Annotated in this window: 14 protein-coding genes; 7 read left to right on the top strand and 7 right to left on the bottom strand. The window is 70.8% G+C overall.

Translation table 11 applies throughout. The annotated features are described in order from the left end of the window. Window positions 1-129: 129 nt before the first annotated feature. From ACFY12_RS27285 to ACFY12_RS27255, 7 genes are all read right to left on the bottom strand, one after another. On the bottom strand, window positions 130-2,085 hold the full coding sequence (locus ACFY12_RS27285) for a collagenase (RefSeq protein WP_390718547.1): 1,956 nt from the start codon (window positions 2,083-2,085) through the stop codon (window positions 130-132). 290 nt (window positions 2,086-2,375) lie between these two features. After that, window positions 2,376-3,350, bottom strand: coding sequence for a LysR family transcriptional regulator (locus tag ACFY12_RS27280; protein WP_390718546.1), 975 nt, complete (start codon window positions 3,348-3,350; stop codon window positions 2,376-2,378). 191 nt (window positions 3,351-3,541) lie between these two features. Beyond that, a complete protein-coding gene (locus tag ACFY12_RS27275) occupies window positions 3,542-4,519 on the bottom strand; it encodes an ABC transporter ATP-binding protein (RefSeq protein WP_390718545.1) in 978 nt (325 codons plus the stop codon). Next, a complete protein-coding gene (locus ACFY12_RS27270) occupies window positions 4,516-5,523 on the bottom strand; it encodes an ABC transporter ATP-binding protein (protein ID WP_390718544.1) in 1,008 nt (335 codons plus the stop codon). Before ACFY12_RS27270 ends, ACFY12_RS27275 begins: the two co-directional genes overlap by 4 nt. Next, window positions 5,523-6,509, bottom strand: coding sequence for an ABC transporter permease (locus ACFY12_RS27265; protein WP_390718543.1), 987 nt, complete (start codon window positions 6,507-6,509; stop codon window positions 5,523-5,525). The genes ACFY12_RS27270 and ACFY12_RS27265 overlap by 1 nt, the downstream gene beginning before the upstream one ends. Then, window positions 6,506-7,450, bottom strand: a complete 945-nt coding sequence (locus ACFY12_RS27260) for an ABC transporter permease (RefSeq protein ID WP_390718542.1) — start codon at window positions 7,448-7,450, stop codon at window positions 6,506-6,508. The genes ACFY12_RS27265 and ACFY12_RS27260 overlap by 4 nt, the downstream gene beginning before the upstream one ends. Before the next feature lie 14 nt (window positions 7,451-7,464). Then, entirely contained in the window at window positions 7,465-9,210 is a 1,746-nt protein-coding gene (locus tag ACFY12_RS27255; RefSeq protein ID WP_390718541.1) for an ABC transporter substrate-binding protein, read from the bottom strand. Window positions 9,211-9,428: 218 nt separating this feature from the next. Between ACFY12_RS27255 and ACFY12_RS27250 the strand changes: the two genes are divergently transcribed. The 7 genes from ACFY12_RS27250 to ACFY12_RS27220 all read left to right on the top strand — a co-directional run. Next, the gene (locus ACFY12_RS27250; RefSeq protein ID WP_390718540.1) at window positions 9,429-10,583 is read left to right on the top strand and encodes an NAD(P)/FAD-dependent oxidoreductase; all 1,155 of its coding nucleotides are present in this window, start codon (window positions 9,429-9,431) and stop codon (window positions 10,581-10,583) included. Between the two features lie 80 nt (window positions 10,584-10,663). Beyond that, a complete protein-coding gene (locus ACFY12_RS27245; protein WP_390718718.1) occupies window positions 10,664-10,978 on the top strand; it encodes a (2Fe-2S)-binding protein in 315 nt (104 codons plus the stop codon). Beyond that, the gene (locus ACFY12_RS27240) at window positions 10,959-12,470 is read left to right on the top strand and encodes an FAD-dependent oxidoreductase (RefSeq protein ID WP_390718539.1); all 1,512 of its coding nucleotides are present in this window, start codon (window positions 10,959-10,961) and stop codon (window positions 12,468-12,470) included. Before ACFY12_RS27245 ends, ACFY12_RS27240 begins: the two co-directional genes overlap by 20 nt. 82 nt (window positions 12,471-12,552) lie before the next feature. Then, complete coding sequence (locus ACFY12_RS27235) at window positions 12,553-13,461, top strand: dihydrodipicolinate synthase family protein (protein ID WP_390718538.1); 909 nt, start codon at window positions 12,553-12,555, stop codon at window positions 13,459-13,461. 45 nt (window positions 13,462-13,506) lie between these two features. Next, a complete protein-coding gene (locus ACFY12_RS27230) occupies window positions 13,507-14,511 on the top strand; it encodes a proline racemase family protein (RefSeq protein WP_390718537.1) in 1,005 nt (334 codons plus the stop codon). Beyond that, window positions 14,508-15,905, top strand: a complete 1,398-nt coding sequence (locus tag ACFY12_RS27225; protein WP_390718536.1) for an aldehyde dehydrogenase family protein — start codon at window positions 14,508-14,510, stop codon at window positions 15,903-15,905. Before ACFY12_RS27230 ends, ACFY12_RS27225 begins: the two co-directional genes overlap by 4 nt. A gap of 46 nt (window positions 15,906-15,951) precedes the next feature. Continuing rightward, the coding region (locus ACFY12_RS27220) for a GntR family transcriptional regulator (RefSeq protein WP_390718535.1) at window positions 15,952-16,178 on the top strand (227 nt) is incomplete at its 3' end.

Genomic DNA, 16,178 nt, shown 5'->3' with positions numbered 1-16,178 from the left:
AGCCGTCTCCCTCGGGCTCTCCCTGCTCTGGCCGCGTTCGCGCCGGTGTCCCGCGCACGCATGGTGCGCGGGACACCGAGTTCTCCTGGCTCCTCTTGGTTCAGTTGTTGCCGGTGACCGAGGTCTCGGTCAACGTGCACTCCGGGCGGGCGGTTTGCCGCAGTCACCGCCGGCGCACTTCTTCAGCCAGTCGGCGAAGTCGGCGTCGTACCTGGTGCCGATGGTGTCGTGGAGCAGGCTGTGGGCGGCGTCGTACTCGCCTGCGCGGTAGTGGCCGAGCAGGGTGGCCACATCGTCGGGGTGCGACTGGAGCATGTAGCGGACGCCCAGGTAGCCCCACTGGTAGATGCGGGTGGTGTCGGCGTTGTCGTAGGTGTTCTCGAAGAGCTGGCTCAGCTGGTACGTGCCCTTGCCCGCCTCCTCGATCGCCCGGTCGTAGTTGACGCCGCGGTACGTGTAGGAGACGTACTCGGCGAAGCCCTCGACCCACATCACGGTCGGGGTCTTCTGCCCGGCCGCGAAGTCGCCGTACATGTCGAACCGGCCGTCGAGGTAGTGGGTGTACTCGTGGTTGAGGTTCCAGATCTGGAAGGCGCCGTCGTCGGCCGGCTGCTCGTAGGCGATGAAGCGCGGCTGGTTGCCCTCAGCGGCCGGGTCTCCCTCCAGGTACATACCGCCGTTGTTGGTGTCGATGCCGAAGACGACACCGGCGTAGGTCTTGTAGTCGGTGCTGGAGTTGAAGGCGACGATCTCGATGTTGGTGTTCTTGTCGTCCTTGACCGGGCCGTTGTCCTTGACGATGCCGTGGAAGACCGGGTCCTGCTTGAGGATGCTGTCGCAGGTGGCCGAGAGTTCGGACTCCTTCATCTCCTGCGCGAGGATCTTCGCGCTCGGACCGCACTCGTGCTTGATCGTCAGCACGGCGTCGCGCACGCGGTTCTGCAGGTCACAGGTGTTGTACTCGGCGCAGTTCGCCTTGTCGAACTCATCGGTCATCTCGGCGATGCCGACCCAGAGCGGGGCGGTGCGCCCAGTGATGTCGCTGCGGCCGAGCAGCTCCTTGACCAACGGCTTGACGGTGTCCTTGAGGTCGGCGTGCTGGAGGAAACGGCCGAGTTCGCGTCCGGCGTTGCTGGCCAGGTAGGACTTGTCGGTGCCGAGCAGATCGTCGTGGGCGACGGCGAAGTCACGCATTCCGGTGAGGACGCTCGGGTCGGCCTTCACGGCTTCCACGAACTCCGGCAGCTGGTGGCCGCGGAACAGCACGGTGTAGGTGTTGTTGACCGCCGCGAGCATCCCGTAGAACTTGTCGTACGACGCGTTGTAGTCCTTCTGCAGACGCTTGACCACGTTGAGGTAGCGGGCGTTCTCCTCGGAGCTGTCGATCAGGGTGACCGTCTCGGCCAGGGTCTCTCCGTTGGCCTCGGTGACGTCGAAGGCGTGGGACGAGCCGAAGAAGCCGTCCAGGGCGCCCTGAATGGCGCTCTTCAGCGCCGGGCCGTACTTGCCGACGTTGTCCGGCTGGTTGTACTGGATGTAGTAGCCGGCGCGCAGGTACAGCACCACCTGGGCGGTGGAAGTGCTGTTGTCTCCCGGGTAGTTGGCCGCGAGGTCCTTGAACGCGTTCGCGACCGTGACCATCTGTTCCTCACGGAAGAGGGCCTTGGAGTCCTCACCGGTCACGTTGAACAGCGTGTTGATGCAGGTGGTCTCCGACTTCTTGATCTGCTCGACCAGTTCAGCACCGGTCTTCGAGGTGAAGTCGCTGACGTTGCAGTCCGCCGCGGCCTTGGCCGCGGAGCGGGCCTTCTTGCGCTGCGCGGCGTTCTGGGCCGCGGGGAGCGGAGGGCGTTGCGCGGAGTTCGGGGCCTTCGCGGCCGAGCGCGCGGGGGCGGCGGCGTGTCCGGGGGCGAGATCGGCGGCGAGGACGGTGGCAGCGGCGGGCTGCGGGGCGGGGGCCGACCTCGGTGCGGGCTTGGGCGCCTCGGTGCCGGCCGGTGCTGCCCCGCCGTTGGGGGCGAGCATGGTCAGCCCCAGGCCGGCGGCGGCCACGGTAGGTATCAGCAGTCGGGCGAGTCTCTTCACTGTGGGGGGTCTACGCATAGCGATGGCCTCCAGGCCAGTCGGCAGCCGCGCGAGGGGCACGGCAGTGGGGGCGCGGACCTTGACGGCACCGGGAGTTGAACACTCTCGGGGCTGTCATGTCCGCGAAAAGTGTGACCGTACAATGTCACAGTTCACGTGTCAGTGAAAAGGGGGTTGCAAGCAACAGAACAAGCCCCGTTTTCCGTCCCTCCAGCGCGTCTTGCTCGCCGGGCTTCGGTAAGCGCCCCGGCGCTGGTTCCGATGGAGAGGTCGTCCGCAGGCCCGGTCGGTCAGGGCGCGGCTGTCACCGGTCGGGCCGCGTGCGGGTTCCGTTCCCGCCAGCGCGCGTACACCGGGCTGTCACCGCATGCGGCCAGATAGCCGTCGGCGACTCGGCGCCGGATCTCGGTGCCGTACGGTGCGAGCGGACCGTCCTGGTGCCAGGCCAGAATATGCCGGTACCACAAGGGGTTTTCGGCCAGGGGACGGACCACGACGCCGGGTACCTCGATGAACGTGGCCTGACAGAGGCTCACGGCCAGGCCGGCTCGCACGAGCTCGATCAGCTGCCGCCCCTCGGCTTCATACGGGGTGAAGGGAGCGCGGCCGGTCGAGGCGCAGACGGAAGCCCAGTACTCGGGGGTCCGGTCGCTGTCGGGCCGGGGGACCGCCCAGTCCTCCTCCACGAGTTCGGTCAGCCGGACCTCGTCCCGCGTGGCGAGCGGGTGGGCCGCCGGCAGCAGGGCGAAGACCGGTTCGGTGACGATCGTGTGGACTGTCACGCCCGCACGCTGCGGCAGCTCCTGGTCGGGGTGGTCGCCGAGTACCGCCGTTTCCAGGCGGCGTGCGGCGAGGTCGTCGAGCAGAGCGACGGGGGAGTACTGGCAACGGCAGGTCAGGCCGGCCTCGGGCAGCAGTGCCCGGACGGCCAGGAGGAGGTGCCCCAGAAGCGGGGCGCCGACTGAGCCGACGCGGATCCGGTCCGCGGCTGTCATGCGATGGGCGGCACGGTCCGTGTCGGAGAGCAGTCCGTCGATGCCCGGCAGTATGGTGCGGGCCCGTCCGATGACCAGCTCGCCGAGGGGCGTGGGGGCGGTGCCCGACTGCCCCCGGTCGAACAGGGGCCCGCCCAGCGCGGCCTCGATGCGGCGCAGTTGGGCGCTGAGCCCTGGTTGTGTCATACGGAGCGAGGCGGCGGCGCGGGTGAGACTCCCCGCCTCGGCGATCGCGCACACCACCCGCAGATGCCGTAGCTCCAGGTCCATGGCGTGGATGCTATGGACCGGCGATGGCTTTCGGACAGGGGCGTGCGTCCGCGGTCTTGTGTGACATGAGGCAGGCGATGCGCAGGTGCGGAGATGGGGTGATGACCTGAGACGGATCGTTTGCCGGGTGCACCGAGTGCCCGGCCGACGACGCCCCCGGTTCCCGGTCGGGAGCCGGGGCACGACCGCGCTCAGGCCGTTTCGGGGAAATGGCACGCCACCTGCCGGGCCGGGCCCGGAGCTGTGCTCCGTAGGGTGGGTGCCTCGGTGCGGCAGATCTGCTGGGCCTTGGGGCAGCGCGGGTGGAAGGTGCAGCCGGGCGGGGGAGCGGCGGGGCTGGGAGGGTCGCCGAGCAGGGTGATCCGCTCGCGGGCCCGTTCGGCGGCCGGGTCGGGCAGCGGGACGGCGGACAGCAGCGCGCGTGTGTAGGGGTGCGCCGGGGCGGCGTAGACCTCGTCCTTCGCTCCGATCTCGACGATCCGGCCCAGGTACATCACGGCGACCCGGTCGCACACCCGCTTGACGACGGACAGGTCATGGGCGATGAAGAGATAGGCCAGGCCGAGTTCGCGCTGGAGCCGTTCCATCAGGTTGACGATCTGGGCCTGGACGGAGACGTCGAGGGCGGAGACCGGTTCGTCGGCGACGACGAGGCGGGGGCCGGTGGCCAGTGCGCGGGCGATGCCGATGCGCTGGGCCTGGCCGCCGGAGAACTCGTGGGGATAGCGGTCGATGTGCTCGGGGATGAGCCCCACCAGCTCCATCAGCTCGGTGGCCCGCGCTCTGGCATCCGCCGCCGAACTGCCCCGCACCAGCAGCGGATCGGAGATGATCCGGGCCACCGTCTGGCGCGGATTGAGCGAGGAGTGCGGGTCCTGGAAGACCATCTGCAGGTCCTTGCGGAGCGGCTTCAGTGCCCGCTGCGACAGGTGGCTGATGTCGCGTCCGTCGTACGTGACGGAGCCGGCTGTGGGTTCCAGGAGCCGGACGACGGTGCGGCCGGTGGTGGACTTGCCGCAGCCGGACTCGCCGACGAGGCCCAGCGTCTCACCCTCCGCCACGTGGAAGGTGATGCCGTCGACGGCCCGGACCGGCGCGGATCGCCGCCTTCCAGGGAACGTCACCGTCAAGTCCCTTAGGGACAAAAGGGGTTGGGGCGTGGTCGTCATGAGGCCTTGCCTTCGTACGCGGGGAAGTGACAGGCGGCCGGATGCCCGGCCGGGCCGTCGAGGAGGGGGAGTTCGCTCTCGCATCGGGAGTGCTCCCCGGTGGGGGCGCCGGCCAGCCGGGGGCAGCGGGGTGCGAACGCGCAGCCGGGGGCCGGGGTGAGGAGGGACGGCGGGCTGCCCGGGATCGGCCGCAGCGGTTCCTCGTCGCTGTCGTCGAGACGGGGAAGGGAGTCGAGGAGGGCGCGGGTGTAGGGGTGGGCCGGTTCCGCGAACAGGGTGTCCACCGGGGCCCGTTCGACGCCTCTTCCCCCGTACATCACCAGGACGTCGTGGGCGACCCGGGCGACCACGCCCAGATCGTGCGTGATCATGATGACGGCCAGTCCCCGCTCCTCCTGGAGCCGGGCGATGAGCTCCAGTATCTGCGCCTGGACGGTGACATCCAGGGCGGTGGTCGGCTCGTCCGCGATGAGCAGCTCGGGTTCGCAGGCCAGGGCCATCGCGATCATCACGCGCTGGCGCATACCGCCGGAGAACTGATGCGGGTACTCCCTGGCCCGGCGCCGCGGCTCGGGGATACCCACCTCGCCCAGCGCTTCCACGGCCCGCTCGCGGGCGGCCCTCCTGCCGCTGCCGAAGTGCACGCGGTGGTGCTCGGCTATCTGTTCGCCCACGGTGTAGTACGGGTGGAGGCTGGAGAGCGGGTCCTGGAAGATCATTGCCATCTTCCGGCCGCGCAGCCGGTTCAGCTCGCGCTCCGCCAGGCCCGTCAGCTCCTGGCCGCCCAGGGCGATGGAGCCGGTGACCGAAGCGCCGGTGTGCAGCCCCATCACCGCCAGGGAGGTGACGGACTTGCCGGAGCCGGACTCGCCGACGATGCCGAGGGTCCGGCCCCGCCGGACCTCGAAGCCGAGGCCGTCGACGGCCCGTACCGGACCGCGCGGGGTGGCGAAGGTGACCGTCAGATCCCGGACCGAGAGCAGGGGTTCACCGGTGGCGCTCATCAGTACCTCACTCGGGGGTCGACGACGGCGTAGAGCAGGTCGACGGCCAGGTTGGCGACGACGATGAAGGTGGCGGCCAGCAGCGTCACTCCGAGGATCACCGGCTGGTCGCCGCTGGAGAGCGCACCGTAGAAGAGCCGCCCGACGCCGGGGAGCCCGAAGATGGACTCGGTGATCACCGCGCCGGCGAGCAGTCCGCCCAGATCCATGCCGAAGAGGGTCAGGACCGGGGTCATTCCGGCCCGCAGCCCGTGTTTGACCACGACCGTCCGGCGCGGCAGGCCTTTGGCGCGGGCGGTGCGGATGTACGGCTCCGCCATCGTCTCGATCATCGAACTGCGGCTCTGCCGTGCGTACATCGCCGCGTACAGGATGGCCAGCGCCAGCCAGGGCAGCAGCAGGTTCGACGCCCAGTCCAGCGGGCCGTCGCCGAACGGCACGTACTGCGGGTAGGGCAGCAGGCCCGCGATCCGGATCACCCCGTAGATCAGCATCATCGAGGTGAAGTAGACCGGCAGCGAGGCGGCGGCCACCGCGCCGACCATCAGCACGCGGTCGGTGAGGGTGTCCTTGCGCAGGGCCGCGGCGACCCCCGCGGACAGCCCGAGGACCAGCCAGATCACGGCCGCGCCGAAGGCCAGCGAGGCGGAGACCGGAAGGCGGTCCATCAGCAGGTCCCAGACGGCCTCGCTGTTTTCGTAGGAGTAGCCCAGGCACGGGAAGCCGCAGTGCAGCTCGTACTGCCCCGTGCCCATGGTGCGGCCGGTGAAGATGCCGGTGACGAAGTCGGCGAACTGCCGCCACAGGGGCTGGTCGAGGCCCATGTGCGCACGGATCGCCGTCAGCCGCTCGGTGCTGCACGACTTGCCGCAGGCCGCGGCCGCCGGGTCGGACGGCAGGACGTAGAAGATGGTGAAGGTGATGGCGGCGATGGCGATCAGGACGCCGATGACGCCGAGTGTCCGGCGCCCGAGGTAGAGGATCATGTGCGGCTTCCCCTCGGGTCCAGGACGTCCCGCAGTGCGTCGCCGAGCAGCGTGAACGCGAGCACGGTGAGGAAGAGGCAGGCGCTGGGGATGATGAAGTACATGGGGTCGGTGTCGTAGAAGGCGACGCTCTCGGCGATCATCTGGCCCCAGGAGGGGGTGGGCGGGCGGACGCCCACGCCCAGGTAGCTCAGGGCCGCCTCGGTGGCGATCATCCCCGGAATGATCAGGGTGGTGTAGGCGATGACGGGCCCGGCGACGCCCGGGAGGATGTCGCGGGTGAGCACCCGCCAGGGGCCGGAGCCGCCGACCCGGGCGGCATCGACGTACTCGCGGTGTTTGAGGGAGAGCGTCTGGCCGCGTACCACGCGGGCGATGCCGGGCCAGCCGAAGAGCCCGATCACGGCGGTCATCAGCACGATCCGGTTGACGTCCCGGGCCACCGACATCATCGCGATCATGAAGATGAGGGACGGGAAGGACATGATGAGATCCATCAGCCGGGAGAGCACCGCATCGGTGCGGCCGCCGAAGTAGCCGGCCGCGATCCCGGCCGCGGTACCGGCGGCGACGACGATCGCGGTGGCGGCGAAGGCGATGAGCAGGGAGACCTGCGCGCCGTGCACGACGCGGGCGAACAGGTCGCGGCCGGTGACGGGTTCGACTCCGAGCCAGTGATCGGCGGAGATCCCGCCGAGCGGGCCGATGGGCTGCCCGCCCAGGTAGGGATCGACGGCGGTCTTGTCGAACTCCTCGGGTGACCAGCCGCCCAGCATGCTGAGCAGCGGGGCTCCCGCCGCCATGACGGCGAAGAGCACGATCACGACGAGGGAGATCTGCACGGCGGTGCGTCGGCGCAGTTGCTGCCGCGCGAGCTGCCAGGGGCCGCTGCTCGCCGGAGCGGTCTTGGCGGCCGGTGCGGAGAGGGAGGTGGTGGCCATGGTGGGTGCGCTCCTCAGCCCTCGCTCTGGGCAGGGTTCTTGAGGCCGACCGAGGCGTAGTCGAGCTGGCCGCCGTAGGAGGTGTGCCCGTACGCGCCTGCGATGTTGGTCCCCACCACCAACGGCCAGCGACGCACCAGGACCGGTACCGCCGGGGCCTTGGCGAGGATGTCGCCGTCCAGCTCCTGCCAGGCCACGCTCGCCTTCTTGGCGTCGGTCATCGCGGCGATCTCGTCCATCCGCCGCATGGTCGGCTCGTCGCGGAAGAGGGAGTGGTTGCCCGAGTTGCCCTTCTCCTTGATGTAGCGGCCGTCGAAGACGAAGGGAAGGAAGGTGGAGCCGGAGGGGTAGTCCTGGCACCAGCCGGTGTACACCATGTCGGTGCGGTTGGCGGTGTCGCCGATGGTGGCGTAGAACGCGGACGGGTCGACCGTTTCAATAGTGACCTTGATACCGGCCTTGGCGAGCGACTGCTGGATCGCCTCGGCCCGCCCCTTGTCACCGTTGGAGACCGTCATCTTGGTGGTGAAGCCGTCCGGCTTCCCGGCCTCCTTCAGCAACTGCTTGGCCTTGTCCGCATCGCCGGTGGCGGGGATCTTCAGGGTGTCCGGCTGCTTGCCGCCGAAGAGGGCCGCGGGCATGTAGGCGTGGGAGACGTCATTGAAGGCGGGGCCGCCGGAGGAAGTGATCACGGCCTCTTTGTCGAGGGCGTACTGCACGGCCTGACGGACTTTCACCTTGTCGAAGGGGGCCCGCCCGGTGTGCATCTGCACCATGTCGGTGCAGTTGGTCGACTCGGCCAGCAGCCGCTCGCGCACCTCGGCCCTGGGCAGGACCTTGCCCGCGCTCTCCGGCCGCAGCGCGTACCACGGGACGGCGGAGGCATCCGTGCCCTGGGCGGCGATCATCCGGTCGTCGATCTGGTTGGGCTTGAGCCCCATCACCATGACCAGTTTGTCCGGGTACGCCTTGCGTATCTCATCGGTCCTGGGGTCCCAGTGCCGGTTGCGGACCAGGGTCAGCTTCTTGTTGCGCTGATACGTCTCGATCCTGTACGGGCCCGAGGAGAACGGTCGGTTGTCGTAGCGGGGCCCGTTGTCCTTCGCCTTCGGCACCGGGGCGAAGGTGGGCAGCACCGTCGTGTAGGGGAACTCGGCGAAGGGCTTGCGCAGTTCGAAGACGATCGTCCGGTCGTTCGGCGTCCTGACGGAATCCAGGTGCTCGCCCTGGGCCGGGCCCCGGTAGTCCTTGGCGTCCTTGAGGTAGCGGGCCGCGTAGTCGGCGCCGCCGGGCAGGTCCGGAGAGAAGGACCGCTCCACGTTGTACTTGATGTCCTGGGCGGTGACCGGCGTCCCGTCCTCGTACTTGACTCCAGGTTTGAGGTGGAACGTCCAGGTCTTGGCGCCGTTGGAGGGCGTGCCGAGGTCGGTGGCGAGGTCGGGGACCAGCTCGCCGCCGGCGGTTCCGGGGGCCGCCTTGTACGACACCAGGGTGCGGTAGAGCAGCCGGGTCCCGAAGTCCATGTCGTTCATGACCCAGTTGCGGGCCGGGTCGAGGTGGCTGAAGTCCTGGTTGGACAGGATGGTGAGGGTGCCGCCCTTCTGCGGCGTCCCGCCGATCGCCCGGCCGCTGTTGGCCGTTGCGGGGTTCTCGCGGCCGTGGGTGCCGTCCGCCTTCTGTCCGCCGGAGCAGCCGGCCGTGCCGAGGGCGAGGGCCGCCACCAGTGCGGCGGCCAGAGCTGTGCAGGTGCGCTTGTTCATGAGCGGTCACTCCGGAGGCAGTTGGGCAGCTGGCTGGAATGTGACGGGTAACATAGTAATGTGAAATTGCACTGACAAGGCTTCGGCGACTTCGTTACTCACCCGTGGCCGAGGGTCCCTCCCCTGCCTGTCAGCGCTACAGGGGGCGGACGCAATTGGCCTGACGCGATGAGCCGCGGGCTCTTGGCACGGGCAGTGCAATGTGAAATATTACTGACGTGCTCACAAGGAACTCCGCAGACGTGATCGTCGTCGGGGCAGGCGTGGTCGGCGCGGCCTGCGCCCACTACGCCGCCCGGGCCGGCCTCCGGGTCCTGGTGCTCGACCGCGGCCCCGTGGCGGGCGGTACGACGGGGGCAGGTGAGGGCAACCTCCTGGTCTCCGACAAGGAGCCCGGACCCGAGCTCGAACTGGCCCTGCTCTCCACGAAGTTGTGGCGCGAGCTGACCGAAGAGCTCCCGCCGGCAATCGAGTACGAGCCCAAAGGCGGACTGGTCGTCGCCTCCGGCGAGGCCGCGCTGGCCGCGCTGCGGGACTTCGCGGCCGGGCAGCGGAAGGCAGGTGTCACGGCGAACGAGGTCCCGCCCGACGGCCTGCACGACCTGGAGCCCCATCTGGCCGCCGGCCTGGCGGGCGGCGTCCATTACCCCCAGGACGCGCAGGTCATGCCGGCACTCGCCGCCGCGCATCTGCTGCGCGCGAGTGGCGACCGGATCGGGTTGCGGCTCGGAGAGGAGGTCACCGGCCTGCTCACCGGGTCGTCCGGCGAGATCCGAGGGGTGCGGACGACGGCCGGGGAGGTGCACGCCCCGTACGTGGTCAACGCCGCCGGGACCTGGAGCGGCGATCTCGCCCGCCTCGCGGGTGTCGCGCTTCCGGTACGGCCCCGCCGGGGCTTCGTCCTGGTCACCGAGCCGCTGCCGCGCGTGGTGCGCCGCAAGGTGTACGCGGCCGACTATGTGGCCGACGTGGCCAGCGGCTCCGCCGCGCTGCAGAGTTCGGCGGTGGTGGAGGGCACCCCGGCGGGGCCGGTGCTGATCGGCGCGAGCCGGGAGCGGGTCGGCTTCGACCGCACGCTCTCCGTGGAGGTGCTGCGGCGGCTGGCGGCCCAGGCCACCGCACTCTTCCCGGCCCTCGCCAGGGTACGGGCGATGCGCACCTACGTCGGCTTCCGCCCGTATCTGCCGGACCACCTGCCCGCTGTCGGCCCCGATCCGCGGGTCCCCGGTCTGCTGCACGCCTGTGGTCACGAGGGCGCGGGGATCGGGCTCGCGCCCGCCACCGGGCTGATCGTCGCACGGTCGCTCACCGGCGGCGAACCACCGCTCGACATCACTCCGTTCAGGCCGGAACGCTTCCCCCCGCCTGCCTGAGACCGCCTGCCGTGACCGCCGTAACTGCGATGACCGCCATGCCCGCCATGACTGCCATGACCGCCATGAGAGGAGCAATCGTGGCCCGTACCCCCGCCGAGCTGGTCGGCGCTCAGCCCGGTTCACCGTTCCGGATCACGTTCGACGGCCGCGCGGTGACCGCCCTGCCCGGTCAGTCCGTCGCCGCCGCACTGTGGTCTGCCGGAATCCTGTCCTGGCGCACCGCCCGCAACGGCGGGCGCCCGCGCGGCGCGTTCTGCGGCATCGGCCAGTGCTACGAATGCCTGGCCACGATCAATGGAGAGCCCAACCGGCGGGCCTGCCTGGTGCCGGCCCGGCCGGGGGACACCATCGCCACACAGGAAGGACACGGCCATGCCGCTCTCGGCGTCTGAACCGTACGACCTCGCGGTGATCGGTGCGGGCTCCGCCGGCCTCGCTGGCGCCGTCACGGCCGGCGAACTCGGCCTGTCCGTCGCCTTGTTGGACACCTCCACTCATACGGGCGGGCAGTTCTACCGCACCCCGGCACCCGCCCTGGGAGCCGTCCGGCCCGAAGCCCTGCACCATGACTGGTCCGCCTACACCGACCTGCGCCGACGCCTTGCGCGGAGCGACGTCCGCCATCTTCCCGGACACCACGTGTGGAGTGTGACCAAGGACGACGAGGCCGCCGATACGTGGGCGGTGCACGCCGTCACGGGAGCTGACGGCGAGGGTGAGCGTCCGGTGCGGGTGCGGGCCCGCGCGGTACTCCTGGCCACCGGCGCGTACGAACGGCAGCTTCCTTTCCCTGGCTGGACGTTGCCCGGCGTCGTGGGTGCCGGGGGAGCGCAGGCCATGCTCAAGTCCGGGCTGGTGCTGCCGGGGCGGAGGGTGGTCGTGGCGGGCAGTGGTCCGCTGCTGCTCGCGGTCGCCGCGTCACTGGCCGCTGCCGGGGCGAGAGTGCCGGCCGTCGTCGAGGCATCCGGCTATCTGCGGTACGCCCGGCACCCCCGCGCGCTGGTCACCAACCCGCACAAGGCGGCCGAGGCGCTGGTCCACGGTGCCGCCCTGCTGTGGCACCGAGTGCGGGTGAGACCGCGCAGCGCGGTCACCGAAGTGCACGGCACCGACCGGGTGGAGGCCGTCACCGTCAGCCGCCTCGATCGCGACTGGCGCCCCGTACCGGGGACGGGACGCCGGATCGGCTGCGACGCGCTGGCCGTCGGGCACGGCCTCGTCCCCCAGACCGACCTGGCCACAGCGCTCGGCTGCGCCACCCGCGCGTTGCCCGACGGCACCAGGGCGCTGACCCTGGACGGCCTCCAGGAGACCTCGGTACGCGGCCTGTGGGCGGCGGGTGAGACCGGGGGAGTCGGCGGGGCCCAACTGGCCAGAATCGAAGGTGAGTTGGCGGGAGTGGCCATCGCCGCACGGGTTCTGGGGCGCGCCGCCCATGGCGGCCGGGTCGGGGAACTCGGACGACGCAGGGACCGGATGCGCGCCTTCGCCGAGGTGATGGTCGCGGCTCACGCGCCGGGCCCGGAGTGGTCGCGCTGGCTCGCGGACGACACCGAGGTGTGCCGCTGCGAGGAGGTCTCCGCCGGGCGGATCCGCGAGGCGGTCGAGGACCTCGGCGCACGTGACAGCCGCACCGTCAAACTGCTGACCCGGGCCGGTATGGGGTGGTGCCAGGGCCGGACGTGCGGCCCCGCGGTGCTCTGCCTCGCGGCCCGCGGCCGGACCGCCGAACCCGCGCCCGAACCCGCGCCCGAACGCCGCCCGTTCGCCGTACCCGTCCCGCTCTCGGCGCTCGCCGCGCTCGACGACCCCGTCGTCGACGCGCCCGGGTGCCCGTCCCGGACCACATCCGAGCCCGGCGCCGCTCCCGGCGCCGATGGCTGATCCGGCGGTGACGGTGCCCCGCGGCGAGTCACCTCGGAGCACCGCACCGCACATGTCTCACTCCGTAGAGAGGTTTTCCGGCATGACCCCCACCACGTGGAACAACGCCCGCCCCTGGCGCGGCATCATGGTCGCCACCGCCCTGCCCCTGCGCGACGACCTGTCCGTCGACCACGACGCCTACGCCGAACACGTCCGCTGGCTGCTCGACAACGGCTGCGACGGCGTCGTACCCAACGGCTCGCTCGGCGAGTACCAGACCCTGACCGACGAGGAGCGGGCCCGCGTGGTGCGGACCGCGGTCGAGGCCGCGGGCGGCGGGGCGCGTGTCATGCCCGGCGTCTCCGCGTACGGCAGTGCCGAGGCCCGGCGCTGGGCGGAGCAGGCGGCCGACGAGGGCTGCGGCTCGGTGCTGCTGCTGCCCCCGAACGCCTACCGGGCCGGTGAGCCGGGCGTGCGCGCCCACTACGCCGAGGTCGCCCGGGCCGGCGTGCCCGTCGTCGCCTACAACAACCCCATCGACACCAAGGTCGACCTCACCCCCGGCATGCTGGCCCGGCTCCACCAGGACGGCAGCATCGTCGCCGTCAAGGAATTCACCGGCGATGTCCGCAGGGCATATGAGATCGCCGAACTCGCCCCGGAACTCGATCTGCTGATCGGCGCCGATGACGTCCTGCTCGAACTCGCCGTCGCCGGTGCCGTCGGCTGGATCGCCGGATACCCCAACGCCTTCCCCGCCGCCTGCGCCACCCTGTACCACGCCGCGGTCGCCGGAGACCTGGAGACGGCCCTCCCGCTCTACAAGTCCCTGCACTCCCTGCTGCGCTGGGACTCCAAGACGGAGTTCGTCCAGGCCATCAAACTGTCCATGGACCTCGTCGGGCGCCGGGGCGGGCCCACCCGCCCACCGCGTTCCCCGCTCACTGGGGAGACCGCGGTGGCCGTGCGGGCCGCCACCGAGAAGGCCGTCGCTGACGGCCACCGCTGACCACACCACACCTGACTACACCACACCTGACCGAAAGGAAGCCCGGTGCGTACCCGTCACGTCTTCCACGCCGTCGACTCGCACACCGAGGGCATGCCCACCCGCGTGATCACCGGTGGCGTCGGGGTCGTTCCCGGCGCCACCATGGCCGAGCGGCGGACGTACTTCATGGAGCACATGGATCACCTCCGGACGCTCCTGATGTACGAGCCGCGCGGCCACGCTGCGATGAGCGGTGCCATCCTGCAGCCGCCCACCCGCCCCGACGCCGACTACGGGGTCCTGTACATCGAGGTCTCCGGGCTGCTCCCGATGTGCGGACACGGCACGATCGGGGTCGCCACCGTCCTGGTCGAGACGGGCATGGTGCCGGTGGCCGAACCGGTCACCACCGTGCGTCTCGACACCCCGGCCGGGCTGGTGACCGCCCAGGTCCAGGTGGTGGACGGCGCCGCCACAGCGGTCACGCTCACCAACGTGCCGGCGTTCTGCGCCGGGCTCGACCGCAAGGTCCAGGTCCCTGGCCATGGCACGGTCACCTACGACCTGGCATTTGGCGGGAACTTCTACGCCTTCGTCGAACTCGACGCGCTGGGGCTGCCGTTCGACCGCGCGCGCAAGGACGACCTGTTGGCCGCCGGGCTCGCCGTCATGGACGCGATCAACGCCTCGCCCCAGCGGCCCGTGCACCCCGAACAGCCGGAGATCGCCGGAGTCAAACACGTCTACCTCGCCGCTCCCGGATCCGACGCCCGCCACTCGCGGCACGCGATGGCCATCCACCCCGGCTGGTTCGACCGCTCCCCGTGCGGGACGGGCACTTCGGCCCGGATGGCTCAGCTCTACGCCCGCGGCCGACTGCCCCTCGGTCAGGACTTCGTCAACGAGTCCTTCATCGGCACACGCTTCACCGGCCGTCTGATCGAGAAGACCACCGTGGGCGCACTGTCCGCCGTCGTACCGACCGTCACCGGACGTGCCTGGATCACCGGCACCGCCCAGTACTTCCTCAACCCGGACGACCCCTTCCCCGGAGGATTCCTCCTATGACCGACGCTGCCGTCACCGACTCCGTCTCCCTGATCACCTCGCGCAACCCTGCCGACCCGTCCGACGTCCTGCTCCAGATCGCCGCTCCCGGTGCCTTCGCGGCAGCCGACGCCGTGGAACGGGCCCGCGTCGCCCAGCCCGACTGGCTGTCCGGCGGGGCGGCCGCCCGCTCGGCCGCCCTCGGCGCGGTCGCCGCAGCAATCGAGGCTGCCGGGGCCGAGCTGGCCGCGCTCGCCGTCTGCGAAGTGGGCAAGCCCGTCACCGAAGCCCGCGCCGAGGTCGCACGCACCGTCGCGATCTGGCGCTACTACGCCCAGGCACCGTACGAATCCGTCGGCGCCGTCCACGAGACCGCCGCGGGTCCCGGCCTGCTGCTCACCCGCCGTCGCCCGCACGGCGTGGCCGGACTGATCACCCCCTGGAACTTCCCCTTCGCCATCCCGAGCTGGAAGGCCGCCCCGGCGCTCGCGGCCGGCAACGCGGTCGTCCTCAAGCCCGCCCCCGAGGCCACCGCCTGCGCGCAGCGCCTGGCCGAGATCGTCCAACAGGCCCTGCCCGAAGGGGTGTTCACCATGCTGCCCGGCGGGGCGGTGGAGGGCGGCGCGCTCGTCTCCGCCGCCGACGTCGTCTCCTTCACCGGCTCGACCACGGTCGGCCAAGCCGTGGTACGCGACGCCACGGCCCGGGGCATTCCGGTCCAGGCGGAGATGGGCGGCCTGAACGCCGCGATCGTCCTCCCGGACGCGGACACCGAGCGGGCCGCCGCCCACATCGCTGCCGCGATCGCCGGCTACGCGGGCCAGAAGTGCACCGCCACCAGCCGCGTCATCGCGGTCGGCACGGCCCTCGTCCCCCTGCGCGAAGCGCTCTGCGAGGCCCTGCGGGCGATCCCGGCCGGCGACCCGGCCGATCCGGCGACCGTGTGCGGGCCGCTCATCGACGAACGCGCCCGCGATCAGGTCAGCGACGCCCGGCACGGCCTGGACGCGCTGACCGGCGGCACCGTGCCCGACGGTCCCGGCTGGTACGCGGCCCCGACGCTGGTCGAGAAGGTCCCCGCGGGGCACCGGCTGCTGCGCGAAGAGGTCTTCGGGCCCCTTGCGGTCCTGCTGCCCGCCGATGACGTGGCACACGCCGTACGCCTCACCAACTCCGTGCCGTACGGACTGGTCACCTCGGTCCACACCGCCGATCTGGACGCGGCGCTGTACGGCCTCGACGGGCTCGACACCGGGATGATCCGGCTCAACGCCCCGTCCACCGGCGTCGACTTCCACCTGCCGTTCGGCGGCACCAAGGCCTCCAGCCTCGGGCCGCGCGAACAGGGCCGGGCGGCACTGGAGTTCTACACCTCCAGCCGGACCTACACCCTGTCGCCCGCTCGAGAAACGTGACATTGTACGGTAGTGGTCCATACCAGGCGAAGGGATCATCACCACGATGGGGCACCTGAAGCACCGTGACCTCAACGCGGGCCGGGAGCGGCTGCGCGATCAGGTGAGCCATGCTCTGCGAGCCGCCTTGATCTCCGGCGAGCTGCGTCCGGGTGTGGTGTATTCGGCGCCCACTCTCGCCGGGGATTTCGGGATCTCCGCCACGCCGGTACGTGAGGCGATGCTCGACCTGGCCCGTGAAGGCCTGGTCGAGCCTGTCCGGAACAAGGGCTT

It is taken from the genome of Streptomyces sp. NPDC001339 (genome assembly GCF_042895955.1).
In the GTDB taxonomy this organism is placed as follows: Bacteria; Actinomycetota; Actinomycetes; order Streptomycetales; family Streptomycetaceae; genus Streptomyces.
This window is presented reverse-complemented; position numbering and strand designations above follow the sequence as displayed.

What these genes read in the sequence shown, in the direction of transcription:
- ACFY12_RS27270 (WP_390718544.1), bottom strand. Translation starts at nt 5,523, where the DNA reads ATGAGCGCCACCGGTGAACCCCTGCTCTCGGTCCGGGATCTGACGGTC.
- ACFY12_RS27280 (WP_390718546.1), bottom strand. Translation starts at nt 3,350, where the DNA reads ATGGACCTGGAGCTACGGCATCTGCGGGTGGTGTGCGCGATCGCCGAG.
- ACFY12_RS27260 (WP_390718542.1), bottom strand. Translation starts at nt 7,450, where the DNA reads ATGGCCACCACCTCCCTCTCCGCACCGGCCGCCAAGACCGCTCCGGCG.
- ACFY12_RS27255 (WP_390718541.1), bottom strand. Translation starts at nt 9,210, where the DNA reads ATGAACAAGCGCACCTGCACAGCTCTGGCCGCCGCACTGGTGGCGGCC.
- ACFY12_RS27225 (WP_390718536.1), top strand. Translation starts at nt 14,508, where the DNA reads ATGACCGACGCTGCCGTCACCGACTCCGTCTCCCTGATCACCTCGCGC.
- ACFY12_RS27265 (WP_390718543.1), bottom strand. Translation starts at nt 6,509, where the DNA reads ATGATCCTCTACCTCGGGCGCCGGACACTCGGCGTCATCGGCGTCCTG.
- ACFY12_RS27235 (WP_390718538.1), top strand. Translation starts at nt 12,553, where the DNA reads ATGACCCCCACCACGTGGAACAACGCCCGCCCCTGGCGCGGCATCATG.
- ACFY12_RS27275 (WP_390718545.1), bottom strand. Translation starts at nt 4,519, where the DNA reads ATGACGACCACGCCCCAACCCCTTTTGTCCCTAAGGGACTTGACGGTG.
- ACFY12_RS27240 (WP_390718539.1), top strand. Translation starts at nt 10,959, where the DNA reads ATGCCGCTCTCGGCGTCTGAACCGTACGACCTCGCGGTGATCGGTGCG.